Source organism: Streptomyces sp. NPDC057697 (genome assembly GCF_042799335.1).
Lineage (GTDB): Bacteria > Actinomycetota > Actinomycetes > Streptomycetales > Streptomycetaceae > Streptomyces.
The window spans coordinates 1-14990 of record NZ_JBHVJA010000021.1; the positions used below are offsets into that span (position 1 = coordinate 1).

A 14990-nucleotide genomic window follows, 5' to 3' on the forward strand; every position below is an offset into this window, starting at 1 on the left:
ACGCACTGCATGCCCTGCATGCTTTCGGGGCCAGGCGGTTCGTGGAGGTGGGCCCGGACGCCGTACTGACCGGGCTGGTCGGCCAGACGCTTGAGACGGGTGTGGCCGCCGTGCCGGTGCTGCGCCGGGATCAGGGCGATGCGCGGGCGTTGATGTCCGCGGTGGGTCGGTTGTACGTGGCCGGGGTCTCCGTCGACTGGTCGGCGGCGCTGCCCGGTGGTCGGCGGGTGGAGCTGCCGACGTATGCCTTCCAGCACGAGCGGTACTGGCTGGATCCGGAGGAGCTGGAGGCGGCTGACGGCACGGCCAGTCCGGCCAGGTCCCAGGGCAGCACGGAGACGCCGGACACCGACGCCCGTTTCTGGGCGGCCGTGGCCGACGAGGACCTCGGCTCGCTGGCAAACCTGTTGGGGATCGACGGCGAGAGGGGCGACGCGGCGGAGCGCGCTGCGGTCGAGGCGGCGTTGCCGGTGCTCGCGTCGTGGCTGGGGCGCCGACGGGCCACCGCTCCCGCGCCGCACTACCGTGTCGGCTGGACCGCCGTGACGCGACGGCCGGACGACGCTACGGCACGGCTGCGGGGTACCTGGCTGCTGGCCGTACCGGCGCGGCTCGGCCCCGACGACGCCCTGGTGACGCGCCTCGTTTCGGCGCTGAGGGTCGCGGGAGCCGATACGAGGGTCGCCATCATCGGTGACGCAGAGGCAACCGGTGACGCAGAGGCAACCGGCGATGCAAAGGCGGTCGGGGGCTCGGGGGCAACCGGCGACGCAAAGACGACCGGTGGCTCAGGGGCGGCAGGTGACGCACGGACGGCCTCGTACGAGGGCATCGATGCCGCAGTGTCATCCCTGGCCGCGGACGGCGGTGAACTCGGCGGGGTCCTGTCACTGCTCGGCCTCACTGCGGCGGACGGCCCCCGGGCTGCCCGAAAGGTGGCCGTCGACACGTTGGCGCTGCTGCGGGCCCTGTCCGGTGCCGACGCGTCCGTGCCGGTGTGGTCCCTGACGTCGGGCGCCGTGTCGACGGGCGCCTCCGAGCGGGTGACCGGGTCTGCTCAGGCCGTGCTGTGGGGCCTCGGCCGCCTGCTTGCGGAGGACACCGAAGTGCGCTGGGCCGGTGTCGTCGACGTACCCGCCCGGTGCGGTGACCGTGTGCTGAGGCGGCTGGCCGAGGTGCTGGTGTCCCCGGCCGGAGAGACCGAGTTGGCCGTGCGGGACGCGGGTGTGTTCGCCCGGCGGCTTCTGAAGGCGGCCACGGCGGACGGGGCCGGCGGCCCGGTCCGCGCCACCGCACTCGGGCAGGAGAGCACGCTTGTGGTGAGCGGAGGCACCGAGACCTGGCGGGGCCGGGTGGCCCGCAGTCTGCTGGCCTCCGGTGCGGCACACGTCCTCGTGGCCGCCGGGCCGGACGAGCCGAAGTCGGCGGGTGCGCCGGAACCCGCCGTCGACGGGATCACCCACGTCGTCTGCGATGTCGCGGACGGCTCCGCGTCGGCCCGCCTCGCCGCATCGCTGCCCGACGGGCTTCCCCTGACGGGCGTGGTGCACGCGCCGCGCGTCGCCGTGGCCGATGGCCCGCTGGACAAGGCGCTCGACGAAGTCCTCGGTGCCGAGCTTCCCGCTGTGACCGGTCTTTCCGGCACCACCGACTCGGTGGCGTTGTTCCTCGCCGTGGACGTGGACGCCCTGGTCGGCGCCCCGGGAGTCGGTGCCGTTACGGCGCTGGCCGGCTGGTGGGAGGCCGTGGCCCGGGAACAGGCCGCCGACCAGGCGCCGGTGAGGCTGGTCGCCGCAGACCCCGACGCGCTCGACCTCGCCGTCCTGGACCGGGCCCTGGAGCGCACCGACGGGCTGCTGGTCGTCACGAGGCGGGACTGGGCACAGTACGCCGGGACCCACGCGGCCACCCGCGGCCGACGCCTCCTGGAGGGCCTCCCCGAGGCGCGGGCGGCACTCGACGCGGCGGCTCCGGCTGGGGAGCCGGGGGAGTCCGGCCTGCTGGCGGGGGTCGACGGGCCCGAGTCGCTGCGCCACGTCCTCGCCGCTCGGGACGCCGACGGGCGGCTGGAGACCCTGGTGGAGCTGGTGCGCGGCCAGGTCGCCGTCGTCCTCGGGCACACATCCGCCGACGCCGTGTCCGCGGAAGGCGATTTCATGGATCTCGGGTTCGCCTCGCTCACCGCGGTCGAGTTCGGGCACCGCCTGACCACGATCACCGGGCTGAAACTGCCCGCCACCCTCATCTACGACCACCTCAACCCGGTCGAGCTCGCCGAGTACCTCGCGGACGAACTCGACCGCGAACTCACCGCGGCCTGACGGCACGGTCGGCGGCCGGGGCCCGGCACATACCGCCGGGCCCCGGCGCCCTTTCCTTGGATCAACAGAAAGTGGGACCCGATGACCTCCGCAGTGGATACCGGCGTCTGGATACGCCGCTACCAGCCCGCCCCTGACGCCGGTGTGCGCCTGCTGTGCCTGCCGCACGCCGGCGGTGCGTCCAGCTACTACGTGCCCGTGGCCGCCGCGCTCGCGCCCGCCGCCGATGTGCTCGCCGTGCAGTACCCGGGCCGCCAGGACCGCCGCTCCGAGGAACCCCTCGGGGACTTGCGGGAGTTGGCGGACCGGGTCGCCGACGCGGTCAGCGACGGCGATGAGCGGCCGCTCGCGGTGTTCGGGCACAGCATGGGCGCGCTCCTGGGCTACGAGGTGGCGCTCCGGCTGGAGAAGGCCGGACGCGGCCCGGTACGGCTGTTCGCGTCGGGGCGGCGCGCCCCGAGCGCGGCCCGGCCCGGCGAGGACATGCACAAGCGCACCGACAGCGCCCTGCTGGAAGGGGTGCGCCGGCTCAGCGGCACGGACGCGCAGGTCTTCGAGGACGAGGAGCTGGTGCGGATGGTGCTGCCCGCGATCCGTGCCGACTACCGCGCCGTGGAGACGTACGAGCTGCGTCCCGGCGACCGGGTCCGCTGCCCGGTGACCGTACTGACGGGCGACGCCGACCCCATGACGACGGTGGAGGAGGCCCGCGCCTGGTCCGCCTGCACGGAGGGCCCCACCGACCTCCACGTCTTCCCCGGCGGGCACTTCTACCTCAACGACCGCGCGGCGGACGTCCTCGCCGTGCTCCGTGCCCACTTGGGGCTGTGACACGCAGACGAGACCGGTACGTCAGGTGAGGGCGGCCGATCGGAACGACGCCGTTCTGCGGTCCAGGGGCCGTTCGAGGTACGCGGGCACGCCGGCCGGAGCGCGGTCCCGGTGTGGTGGGCGCAACAGATCGACGACCGGGCCGCGGTGCGCCCGCCCCGGTCGTCGATGCCCCCGGCCGCCGACGCCCACGTTCGAGCCCGTACCGGTCACGCCGTGATCCACGCCTCCGGCGCCTCCGCGCGCGGCCCCGGGAACAGCTCGTCGAGCCGGGTCAGAACCTCGTCCGGCAGCGTGAGGTCCAACGCGGCCACCGCCCCGTCCAGTTGCTCCACACTGCGCGGGCCGATCACGGGGGCGGTCACCCCCGGACGCGACAGCACCCAGGCGAGGCCGACCTGGGCGGGGTGCTCGCCCAGCTCCCGGCACAGTTCCTCGTACGCGGCGATACGGTCGCGGTGCTCCTCCAGAGCCGGCACGGCCCGCCCCTGCGCCGACTTGACCGCGGTCCCCTCCTGGAGTTTGGCGAGGACCCCGCCGAGCAGCCCGCCGTGCAACGGCGACCACGGGAGGACGGCCATGCCGTAGGCCCGCGCGGCGGGGAGGAGCTCCAGCTCGGGCAGCCGGGTGACCAGGTTGTACGCGCACTGCTCGGAGACCAGGCCGAGGAAGTGCCGCCGGGCGGCCGCCTCCTGGGCCATGGCCACGTGCCAGCCCGCGAAGTTGGACGAGCCCACGTACAGCACCTTGCCCTGGCTCACCAGCAGGTCCAGTGCCTGCCAGATCTCGTCCCAGGGCGCCGTGCGGTCCACGTGGTGCAGTTGGAAGAGGTCGATGCGGTCGGTCTGCAGGCGGCGCAGGGACGCCTCGCAGGACGAGACGATGTGCCGGGCCGACAGGCCGCTGTCATTGGGCGCGCCGGACATCTCGTTGCCGACCTTGGTGGCCAGCACGGTCCGGTCCCTGCGGGCCGGGTCCTTGGCGAACCAGCGGCCGATCGTCTCCTCCGTGTACCCCTTGTGCACGCGCCAGCCGTACATGTTGGCGGTGTCGACGAAGTTGAGGCCCAGGTCGAGGGCGTGGTTCAGGATGCGGTGTCCGTCCTCTTCGTCCACCCGGCCGCCGAAGTTGACCGTTCCCACGCACAGCCTGCTGATCTTCAGTGCGGTGCGGCCCAGACGGGTGTAGTGCATGTATCTCTCCTGGTTCCTGGTCGGTGGACCCGAGGGCCGGGTCACCTGGCTGTGGCCGCGCGGTGCATCGTCCGGTGGTACCACCGCACGGTCTCCTCCAGCCCGTCCCGCAAGGTGGTGGGCTCGAAGTCGATCAACTCGTCCATCCGGCTGACGTCCAGGGTTCGCGCGCCGGGGCCGATGGGCATGTCCGGGAGGAGCCGGATGCGCTCGGGGCTGCCGAACGCCGACGACAGCATCCTGGCCAGGGCGAGGATCGAGACCTCCTCGCGGGTCCCGATGTTGAGGGTGTGGTGGCGGTTCAGCTCCACCATGCGCAAGGTGGTACGCACGACGTCCCCGGCGTGGACGAAAGTCCGTGTCTGGCTGCCGTCGCCCCAGATCTCGATGTCCTCGCCGCGGGCGATCCGGTTCATCAGCCTCGGGACGACCCGGCTGACACAGGCGTCGAAGTCGTCCCGAGAGCCGTAGACGTTGGTCGGCCGGGGCACGAAGATCCGCATGCCGTACTGCGTGCGACAGACGTCGGCCAGCATCTCGGTGTAGATCTTCGCCAGCGCATAGCCGTTCTGCGTGGGGACCGGGAACCGGCGGTAGTCGTCGTCCTCGCGGGCCGGACTCGGCGCGAGCTCCGAGTAGATCTCCGCCGACCCCATCATGACGACGTCGCCGATTTCGTGTGCGCGCGCGACTTCGAGAACATTCGACGCCATACGCATGTTCGCGTCGAGTATCGTCGCCGGGTTCCGCTTCTTGAACTCCGCATTCCCGTACAGGGCAGCGCAGTGCACGATCACATCGACGCTCGGCGTGATGGAGCGGACCGCGGCGGACAGCCCGGCGCAATCCAGAAGATCGAGCGAGAGAAGTCGGAGTCGGTCCGCCGGGATAAAGTCCTTGAGCACTTCCGGTTTCGGGCCGCGGTGGACACACGCTACGTTCGCGCCGTATTTCAGAAGCCGTTCGACGAAATGCGATCCTATGAAACCGAGTCCGCCGGTGACGACGACCGTCTTCCCTGCCCAGTGTTTCTCAGACATTTCCGCTCTCCAGGTGCGGGGCCGATTCCACCTGGCTGTCCCACGGACAGTGAGCAGTGGCCGCCCCCGAGTATTCAGGGTGCGGCAGGCCGGGGGAACGGCGGCGAGTCCAGATATTCGTGAACCGTACAGAGGATTTGCCGTCCGGCCCGGAAACGGCGGCCGGCCTCGGCGGACTCGACGGTGGGTGCTCCGCGTGCCCGGCGCCCGGCCGGGTGCCACCGCACTGCGGACGGGCGACGATTCCCGGAGGGGACGGCAGGTGGGCGCAGTGCTCAACCGCGCAAGTGGCGTGGTCGGACACCCCGGGGGCGGGGGTCGTGGACTGCTGCGCGCTCCGCGGTCCGGCTACCGAAACGCCGCTGTGGCGGCGATGGCGCCGACTGCGGTGAGTATGAGTCCAGGCAGACGGAATACGGCCGCACGGATCGTGCCGGACACATGGGTCGATCGAGGCCGAGGCCGAGGCCGGGCATCGGGCGGCCGGTACGTCGGTGAGCCGACGCCACCCGGTGAGCGTGCCGGAGCCGTCCCGGCGTACCGGTGCGGCGCCCGGGTCGGCGCGCGGTCCGGGCGGCTTCCGGCCCGCTGCCACGAGTGGGGAATACACGCCGTACGACGAGAACGCGGCATCCTCCTTCACACGGACTCACGGCGTTCACGTACCGGCGCTCGCCGAACGCGGACTCGTCCGGCAGTACGGTGATCCGGGCTCGGGCGCCGCGGTGGAACGGACGCGACGTCGTCCACGGCGGCGAACGCGGGCAGCGCCCGGCGCGGGGTGGTGGCCGCCGCGCCGAGCACCCCGATCCGCAGGGGGGCGGCGATGATGTCCTGCGCGCTGCCGGTCATGAGGGCCGCGCCACGGAGCGCAGGCACGCGAGCAGGGTTCGCGCCTGGACGTTGGTGCTGAGCCCGGCGCTGGTGAGCCGTTCCAGCTGGCGCACGCTCAGCCAGGCGTACCCGGGCGGCAGCGGCTCGGCGGCGAGGGCGCCGTCGGCCTCGACGAGGAGGTAGCGGCTGACGGCGTTGCGGAACCGGCCGCCCTCCTCGGCGTGCACGGCGCTGTAGCGGACCCGGGAGGGCGGCGCGGCCAGCACCTCGTCGAGGTAGCGGGGGCGCATGTCCTCGGGGTGGTTGGCGGGGACGCACTGGACGGTGGGCGCCACCTCGACCACCAGGGGCAGCCCGCCCTCCAGGCGGGCGTGTGCCAGGACGTGCGGCACGCCGTCGAACTCGTGGAGCAGGAACGCGGAGACGCCCTCGCCGTGCGGTTCGATCAGCGGCTGCGTCCAGCTCGGCACCTCACGGTTTCCGGCCTCCACGGCGACCGCGACGACATCGAAGAAACGCCCGTCCTCGCGGGTGATCTCCCGCTCGGTGCGCTGCCAGCCGGGCAGCCCGGTCAGCGGGACCATCTCGATCGTCGAGTCGTGGGTGGAGCGGTGCTCGGTGAGCCAGCTGAGGACCTTCGCGTCCGGGGTGAGGGCCAGCCGGTCGTCCGGCGGCTCCGCGAGGGAGGGCAAGCTGGACAGCACGGTGCGGGAGTCCATGTTGACCGTGTTGTCCCGGCCGAGCAGTTCGTACAACTGACCGAGGGTGAGCCAGCAGAAGTCGGGGTGTGCGGGCACCTCGTCGCGGGTCTCGACGATCATGTTGCGGTTGTACTTGCGGTAGAACCACGAGCCGTGCTCGGACTGCAGCACGTCCGCCAGGATCCGGCCCTGGCGCGGCCCGGCGAAGTACTGCAAGTACCTGACGGGCGCGCCGCGGTGTACGCGCGTGTAGTTGCTGCGGGTCGCCTGCACGGTCGGCGACAGCTGCAACAGGTTCGGATTCCCTGGTTCCATCTTCGCCTGCATCAGAAAATGCAGAACACCGTCGATCTCCTTGGCCAGGATTCCCAGAATGCCGACTTCGGGCTGCCGGATGATCGGCTGGTGCCATTCGGGGAAGGACCCGGCCGAGGTGCGGACCCGCAGTCCGCCCACTGTGAAGAATCTGCCGGACTGGTGGACCAGGTTTCCGGTGGGCCGATGGAAATTCCAGCCCTTCAGTTCGGCGAAATCGATTCGCCGCACCCCGAAGGCGTGTTCACGCCCGCGTTCGGCCAACCAGTCGGAAAAATCCGCGGTGGCCAGCTGGACCCCCCGGTCGGTCTCCCGTGCCGAGTGGGCGAGAAGGTCCGTCGTCCGCCGGTCCCAGCGCGGAACGGTCCGTGAATCGGTCCGCTGGAGGCCCACGAGCGCCGCCGCCAGGTTCTGCGCGCTGGAGTCCAGCGTCGCTGCACGTTTCGTCACCTCCAACAGCGTACGGATGGCGGGCCCCCTATGGGCCCCCTAGTCTCCCCTGAGAAAAAACAGCGGACCGGAATTGTGCGGGAGTTGTCCGGGTCCGGTGTCCGGCGATCTTCTGTGACGGCCATGAGCTTGCTAGTTTGCCGGAGGGATGGACTCGACTTGGCCGAATCCGGCCGCGACGGCAGGAAAGCGAATTGTCGAACGAAAAACAGAAAGAAAAGCAGAACGAGAAACAGGGTGTGCCGATCGAGCGCGGCGGGCGAGGTCCGCAGGGCGTGCCGGGTTCGCAGGGCGCGGCCGCCGGAACGCCCGGCGGCCCGGAGGACGACGCCGCGTTCGCCGCCGGTGTGCTCGCCGAGGCGGCCCGGCTCACCGTGACCGAGGAACGCCGGGCGGCTCTCGCGGCCCGGCGCGGCCGGCTCCTCGGCGCCGGCCAGGCGCTGGAGGCACTCGACCTGGACGGGCAGCGGCTGCGACCGGCGTTCCGTCTCGAATGGAAGTGACAGGGAAGTGAACCCGATGGCAGACATGGCGGAGACGGCGGAGAACGAGACTGTCACCGATCCGGCCGTCACCGAAACGGCCGCTCCCGGACACGAGTTGAGCGCGGTGGAGGCGGCGGCCCGCATCGCGGACGGCAGCCTGAGCCCCGTCGACCTGGCCCAGCAGGTCCTCGCCCGTATCCGCGTGGCCGATCCCGAGGTGGGCGCGTACACCGTCGTCCTGGAGGAGTCGGTCCTCGACGAGGCCGAACGGGCCGCCAAGCGCATCGCCCAGGAGGGCCCGCGCGGCCCGCTGGACGGGGTGCCCGTGTCGGTCAAGGACCTGTTCGACGTCGCGGGCACGCCCACCTGGGCCGGTTCGTCCGCGCTGCGCCGGGCCTGCGGGACCCCGGCCGCCGCCGACGCCGCGGTGGTCGCGCGGCTGAGGTCGGCGGGGGCGCTCGTCCTCGGCAAGACGCAGATGGACGAGTTCGCGTTCGGCACCGTCACCCCGGACACACGCAACCCGCGCTGCCCCGACCGCTCCGCAGGCGGCTCCAGCGGCGGCGCCGCCGCGGCCGTCGCGGCCGGCATGGGCCCCCTCGCACTCGGCACCGACACCGGAGGCTCGGTCCGTATACCGGCCGCCATGTGCGGGGTGGTCGGCCTGAAGCCCACGTACGGGGTGCTGCCGGGTGAGGGCGTCGCCCCACTGTCCTGGTCGCTGGACACACCGGGCGTGCTGGCCCGGGGCGTGGCCGACGCGGCTCTGGCCTTCGCGGCACTGACGGGCACGGACACCGACGCGCTCCCGGGTCCGGGCGTGGGGTCGGAGCCCGCCTCGGCGAAGGGGCTGACGCTCGCTGTCCCGGACGACGCGCTGTTCACGCGCTGCGCGCCGGACGTGGCGGAGCGCGTCGCCGCCGGGGTGGAACTGCTCGCCGCGCAGGGCGCACGCATCGTGCGGGTGAGCCTTCCGATGGTCGACCTGGTCTCGCCCGCCGTCGCGCTGATCATGGCCGCGGAGGCGAGCGCCCACCACCGCCGCGCCCTGGAGGACGGCGCCGAACTGCACCCGACGACGCGCGACCGGCTGGAGGAGGGGGCGCTGGTCCCCGCCCGCGACTACATCGACGCGCTGCGCACCCGACAGCTCCTGCACGCCAGGTGGCAGGAGGCGTTCGAGGGCGTCGACGCCTTCGTCCTTCCGACGGTCGCCATCACCCCGGTCGCGCACGGCGAGTTCTTCCTGCCGCAGCCCGACGGCGGCATGGACGTCGTCCCTGTCGCCAGCACCCGCTTCGCCCACCCGGCGAGCCTGACGGGCCTGCCCGCCCTCTCCGTGCCCTGCGGCTCTCCCGAGGACGGCCTCCCGGTCGGCCTGCAGTTCATGGGCCGCCCCCACGGCGAACAGACCCTTCTGCGACTCGGACGCCTCTACGAGTCCCTGACCGGCGGCCCCTGGCCGGTGGCCGAAGTACCGACCGGCGCCTGAACGGGCTCCGGGGCGGACGGGATTGCGGGCCACCGGCCCCGCGCCGCGTATGCCGGTGGCCGCCTGCGGACGCACCTGGCGGCGGGTTGCCGCCGGGGTTCGGCCGTACCGGCAGATGGCGTACCGCCGCTTTCGTCCGGTGGAGCCGGGGCCGTGTCCAGGACCGGTTCCACCGGACGGTCCTGGACGGACTCGGCGCCCGGGGAGCGCTGGGCCGGTCGGGGTGCGCGATCGACCTCGTGAGCGTCCGGGCCGCAGAAGAGGGCTGCTGACCGGACCGAATCCGACCGACCGGTCGCGGTAGGAGCGGGTTCGAAGGTCCACCTGGCCACCGGCTCCAGAAGGTCGACCTCGTCACCGGCTATGACGGACTCCCCCCGTTGCCCGGCACCCCCGGCACCAGCCTGCACGACGGCCTCGGCCCCGGCCCCGGCCCGCGTACGCGGCGTCCCGCTCATCCGCTTTCGTCGCGGACCACCCGCCGACGCCGCCGGGCCGAGCTCCGCCGACGTCCTCCGGGGCCTCAGAGCTGGTCGCCGACGAATGCGGCCAGGGCCTCCGCCGTGCGGTGTTCGAAGACGTCCTGGAGGCGCAGGGACAGGCCCTCCTCGCGGGCGGCGGCGACGACGCGGATGGCGCCCATGCTGTCCCCTCCACGCAGGAAGAAGTCGTCCTCGGGCCCGATCCCTTCGATACCGGCGCCCACGGGGCCGAGGATGTCCGTGAACAGTCGGCACAGCAGCTTCTCGCCCGGTGTCCGGGGCTCGCGCCCGCCGCTCACCGGGGCGCCGAAGTCGGGGACCGGCAGGGCGGAGCGGTCCAGCTTGCCGTTGGGGGACAGCGGAAGGGCGTCGAGGACGACGACGGCGGAGGGCACCATGTAGGCGGCCAGCGACTCGGCGGCATACGCCCGCAGTTCCTCCGGTACGCAGCCCTCGCCGACCACGTACGCGACGAGGCGCTGGGCGCCCGGGGTGTCCTCACGGAGCAGCACCGCGCACTGCGCGACACGGGCGTGGCCCGACACCACCTGCTCGACCTCGTTCAACTCCAGTCGCTGGCCGTGCAGTTTGACCTGGTCGTCGGCGCGGCCCACGAAGACGAGGGTGCCGTCGGGGGACTGCCGCACGAGGTCGCCGGTGCGGTACATGCGCGTGCCGTCCCGCTGCCAGGGGTCGGTGACGAAGAGTTCGGCGGTGAGGTCGGGCCGGCCCAGGTAGCCGCGGGCGACTCCCGCTCCCGCCAGGTGCAGTTCGCCGGTCTCGCCGGGTGCGCACGGCCGGCCCCGCTCGTCGAGAACGTAGGCACGCGTGTTGAGGACGGGCCGTCGGCCGATCGTCGGCGAGGGGTGTTCCGCGAGCGGGGCGACGAACGCGTCGACGGTGCACTCGCTGGGCCCGTACAGGTTGAGCGCGAGCAGGTGCGGCAGGGTGCGCAGCCGGTCCCACTGGGCGGCCCCGATGGCCTCGCCGCCGAGCGCGAGCACCCCGAGGCGGTGGGGCAGGCCGGTGTCGAACAGACCGCTGCGGTCCAGCTGTTCGGCGAGGGTGGGGGTGGTCTCCACGACATCGACGCGGTGCTCGGTGATGTACCGGACCAGCAGGGACGGATCCCGGCGGACGTCGTCGTCGACGAGGTGCAGTTCATGCCCTTCGAGCAGCCACAGCACCGGGTCCCAGGCCGCGTCGAACGACTGCGCGGCGGTGTGCGCGACGCGCAGCCGCTCCCGCCCGAGATGCCGGGTCGCGGGCCCGAAGAACAGCTCCCGGTGCGAGACGATCAGGTTCATCAGGGAGCGGTGCTCGACCACCACGCCCTTGGGACGTCCGGTCGAGCCCGATGTGAACAGCACGTACGCGGCGTCGTGCGGCGCGAGCGGCCGGGTGCGCTCGGCGTCCTCGACGGGATCGGGGGACAGGGCGGCCGTCGCCGCGGCGCTGCCCGGATCGTCCAGGCACAGCGCGGGCACGTCCGGCGCGAGCCGCGTGGCGAGGTCGCGGACGGTGAGCAGCAGGCGGGGGCGCGCGTCGGCGAGCATGCCGGTGATGCGCTTCTCCGGATAGCCGCTGTCCACGGGCACGTAGGTGGCTCCGGCGGTGAGGACGGCGAGCAGCGCGACGACCGAGTCGGCGGTGCGCGGCAGCAGTACGGCCACCAGGTCCTCGGCGCCGACGCCCTCCGCCAGCAGCCGGCGGGCCAGCCGCTGCACGTCGGCGTGCAGCGCCTGGTAGGTGTACGTCGCGTCGGGCGCGACCAGGGCCGTGGCGTCGGCCTGTTTCTCGGCCACGGCGCCGAATCCGGGCAGAAGAGTGCCGGACACGGGCCGCACGGGCCCGGTCAGCGCGTGCGCCGCGATGTCGGCCGTACCCGCCGGGCGGGCGTCCTCGCTTGCCATGGTGCCGTCCTCGCGGTCGCGGGCGGGGGTGGACCTCACTTCAGGAGGTCGGAGACGGCGGCCGCCACCTCGGCCGTCGCCAGCAGGTCGACGTGTGTGATGTCGGGGAAACTGATGTCCTTGGCGACCAGCTTGCCCGCCTTGCCGCTGCTCGCGGAGGTCACGGCGGTCGCGGTGGACCAGGAGCCGACCAGCATCTCGGGTTCCTGCGCCGCGATCTGGCTGGAGCCGCACACGAAGGAGACATAGGTGGTGAAGCCGCCGAGGAACTCCGCCGTGCGCTCGTCGTCCAGCCCGGCGCGACGGCATGCCGGCTCGCCGTACTCGTGGAACAGCGCGATCAGCTCGGTGCCCAGAGCGGTGAGGTCTTCGGCGTGCTCCCGCGCCTGCTCGCCGCGCTTCCGTGCCGCGGCGGATTCCTCGGCGCTCAGATCCGGCAGGAAGCGTTCCATGATTTCCTGGTACTGCCAATAGAGAAAGAACTCCTCCGGAATGTCCGGGTCGAAGAAGACCGTGTCCGGCTTCTCGCCCTGGAGCGCTCCGATGCGGTGTGCCAGGGCGGCCGCATAAGGACTGGCGGCGCAGAATGCCATGACGGCGCGCACCGGACGCCCGCTCGCCTCGACCCCGGCCACCCAGCGGTCGACCCAGTCGGCGCCGGTCAGCATGGTGGCGTGGGCAAACGGGGGCGGCAGTGTTTCCCAAAGGGCGTACGGAATGTCGATCCGCTCGGCGAGATCCGTGAAACCGGCTTCCCGCCGTCCCGTACCAGGAAAGTCGATGGCGAGAACGATGCCGTCCGACTTCCCCTCGGACCGGACTGCCCAGGACTCGCTCCCGCTCATGATGTGCCCTGCCTTCCTCAAGAATCGCTGAAACACCCGTCAACAGAGTTCGAACGGAGATGCTAGGCGTGTCGCATCTGCGGACAAACCCCAGTCAGCCCCCTAGCGACCCCTGTGGTGGACGGGACGTGCCGGGGGAGCGCCGAGCGCCGATCGGCGGAAGCGCCGGTGCCGCAGCGGGAGCCGCTCCGGCGGCGGACGGGTCCACCCTCCGCGAGGTGAAGGGTGCTTGGTCCGGGCTCGCGCCGATCGACGACAGTGGAATGTCGGCGCGATCCTCACCCTTTATTTCTCGACCTCTGGCCCGGAGCGCGGGAGGAGCGGAAACGCGGGTGATGAATGATCACCGGGTCCGAGCTTTCCGCCCTTCCGGAAATGGTCGTCGACGAAAGTGCCTTGTGCGCACCCATGCACGCGAAATCTGTGCGGTGGCCCAATTCGCCGCGGGAACGGTGCGACGTGTGTGGGGGTGGGGGGCGAATGCCCGGCCGTGGGCCGCGACCCCGAAGCACGGTTTTCACGTCCTCCGGCGTACCTGCTCCTCGATCGTGGTGGACGCCGGAGAGCCCGTCGTGACCCCGGCCCGGCGGCTCGGACACTCCTCACCGGCGATCACCCTCGGTTACTATGCTCACTTCATGCCGGAAACCGGCAGCAAGGGGCGCGGCATGATCGACGGTCTGCTGGGGGAGCGGGAGACCGGCTCCCCGGCCGAAACTCCCCGTATTCTCCCCGGCGCCGTCGACCGGTGATTCCTGCCTCCATGTCCCTGGAGAAATCGTCCGTGGATCGTGAGGCTGAAGAGATGGGTGGCCTGGGGAAGTGTTGGATGAAGTCGTAGCGACCCGCTACGTCACGCCTCTGCGTGAGGGCGGCTCGCTGCCCGGGATCGTCGAGGCCGATGATCTCGGCACCTACGTCATGAAATTCACCGGCGCCGGACAAGGGCGCAAGACGCTGGTCGCGGAGGTGATCTGCGGGCAGCTCGGCCGGCGGCTCGGGCTGCGTGTCCCCGAATTGGTGCGGATGCAGCTGGACCCGGTCATCGGCCTCGCCGAGCCGGACCAGGAGGTGCAGGAGCTCCTGAAGGCGAGCGGCGGCCTCAACCTCGGGATGGACTTCCTGCCCGGCTCGATCGGCTTCGACTCGCTCGCCTACCAGGTGGGACCCGAGGAAGCCGGACGGGTCGTCTGGTTCGACGCGCTGATCAACAACGTCGACCGGTCCTGGCGCAATCCGAACATGCTGGTCTGGCACGGCGACCTGTGGCTCATCGACCACGGCGCCACCATGATCTGGCACCACAACTGGCCCGGCGCCCAGGCGTCCGCGGCCAAGCCGTACAACGCCTCCGACCACGCGCTGGCCCCGTTCGCGCCCGACATCGCGGCGGCCGCGGCCGAGCTGGCCCCGCTGGTCACCGAGGAACTGCTCACCGAGGTCACGGCGGACGTCCCCGACGAGTGGCTGGTGGACGAGCCGGGCTTCGGCAGCACCGACGAACTGCGCCGCGCCTACGTGGCGGCGCTGCTGCCGCGCGCCGCGACCATCCACGAACGCATCACACTGGACGGTCCCACCGAACCCGGGCCGTCCCGGGCCCCCGGCTGGCTCACCGACCACCTCACCTCCTGGCCGCACCCCACCAAGAAGAACGACAAGGACGGCCGGCGTTGAGCGAGCGCGATGTCTTCGAGTACGCGCTGCTGCGCGTGGTTCCGCGGGTGCAGCGCGGCGAGTTCTTCAACGCCGGTGTGGTGGTCTACTGCCGCGCACGCGGCTTCGTCGCGGCCCGCACCCATCTCGACGAGACCAAGCTGAAGGTCCTGGACCCGGCCGCCGACGTGACCGGCGTACGGGCCGCCCTGCACGCCGTCGAGGGCGTGTGCCGCGGCGGTACGGACGCGGGCCAGGCGGCCCGCGACGACGCCGGCCGCCGCTTCCGCTGGCTGATCGCGCCCCGTTCCACCGTCGTCCAGCCGAGCCCCGTGCACAGCGGACTGACGACCGACCCGGAGGCCGAGGTCGAGCGGCTGCTCGATCTGCTGGTGCGCTGATGTACGGCCCCGTGGCGTCGCCCGCGACCGG

11 protein-coding genes are annotated in these 14990 nt (G+C 72.1%); 6 read left to right on the plus strand and 5 right to left on the minus strand.

The annotated features are described in order from the left end of the window. Both ACFVFH_RS33760 and ACFVFH_RS33765 read left to right on the plus strand, forming a co-directional pair. A partial coding sequence (locus ACFVFH_RS33760; RefSeq protein ID WP_383776150.1) for a phosphopantetheine-binding protein occupies nt 1-2321 on the plus strand: 2321 nt, incomplete at its 5' end. Nucleotides 2322-2402: 81 nt separating this feature from the next. Next, nucleotides 2403-3152 (plus strand): thioesterase II family protein, encoded by a 750-nt coding sequence (locus ACFVFH_RS33765; protein ID WP_383776153.1) that lies wholly within the window; start codon nt 2403-2405, stop codon nt 3150-3152. Between the two features lie 209 nt (nt 3153-3361). Here ACFVFH_RS33765 and ACFVFH_RS33770 read toward each other — a convergent pair whose 3' ends face one another. From ACFVFH_RS33770 to ACFVFH_RS33780, 3 genes are all read right to left on the minus strand, one after another. Then, on the minus strand, nt 3362-4345 hold the full coding sequence (locus ACFVFH_RS33770) for an aldo/keto reductase (RefSeq protein ID WP_383776156.1): 984 nt from the start codon (nt 4343-4345) through the stop codon (nt 3362-3364). Between the two features lie 41 nt (nt 4346-4386). Next, nucleotides 4387-5385, minus strand: a complete 999-nt coding sequence (locus ACFVFH_RS33775) for an NAD-dependent epimerase/dehydratase family protein (protein WP_383776158.1) — start codon at nt 5383-5385, stop codon at nt 4387-4389. A gap of 848 nt (nt 5386-6233) precedes the next feature. Beyond that, nucleotides 6234-7628, minus strand: coding sequence for an NDP-hexose 2,3-dehydratase family protein (locus ACFVFH_RS33780; protein ID WP_383776379.1), 1395 nt, complete (start codon nt 7626-7628; stop codon nt 6234-6236). A gap of 251 nt (nt 7629-7879) precedes the next feature. Here ACFVFH_RS33780 and ACFVFH_RS33785 point away from each other — a divergent pair, with 251 nt between their 5' ends. Then, nucleotides 7880-8188 carry a hypothetical protein gene (locus ACFVFH_RS33785; RefSeq protein WP_383776162.1) on the plus strand — a complete coding sequence of 103 codons (309 nt, stop codon included), beginning with the start codon at nt 7880-7882 and terminating at the stop codon, nt 8186-8188. Between the two features lie 16 nt (nt 8189-8204). After that, entirely contained in the window at nt 8205-9662 is a 1458-nt protein-coding gene (locus tag ACFVFH_RS33790) for an amidase (RefSeq protein ID WP_383776165.1), read from the plus strand. A 523-nt stretch (nt 9663-10185) separates the two neighbouring features. On the opposite strand, the gene ACFVFH_RS33795 is transcribed toward ACFVFH_RS33790, so the two are convergent. Together ACFVFH_RS33795 and ACFVFH_RS33800 are read right to left on the minus strand one after the other, a co-directional pair. Then, the gene (locus ACFVFH_RS33795) at nt 10186-12057 is read right to left on the minus strand and encodes an amino acid adenylation domain-containing protein (RefSeq protein WP_383776168.1); all 1872 of its coding nucleotides are present in this window, start codon (nt 12055-12057) and stop codon (nt 10186-10188) included. Nucleotides 12058-12092: 35 nt separating this feature from the next. Continuing rightward, on the minus strand, nt 12093-12902 hold the full coding sequence (locus ACFVFH_RS33800; RefSeq protein ID WP_383776170.1) for a hypothetical protein: 810 nt from the start codon (nt 12900-12902) through the stop codon (nt 12093-12095). Between the two features lie 822 nt (nt 12903-13724). Between ACFVFH_RS33800 and ACFVFH_RS33805 the strand changes: the two genes are divergently transcribed. Then, nucleotides 13725-14579 (plus strand): HipA family kinase, encoded by an 855-nt coding sequence (locus ACFVFH_RS33805; RefSeq protein ID WP_383776173.1) that lies wholly within the window; start codon nt 13725-13727, stop codon nt 14577-14579. Continuing rightward, a complete protein-coding gene (locus tag ACFVFH_RS33810; protein WP_383776175.1) occupies nt 14576-14959 on the plus strand; it encodes a DUF3037 domain-containing protein in 384 nt (127 codons plus the stop codon). The genes ACFVFH_RS33805 and ACFVFH_RS33810 overlap by 4 nt, the downstream gene beginning before the upstream one ends. Nucleotides 14960-14990: the final 31 nt, after the last annotated feature.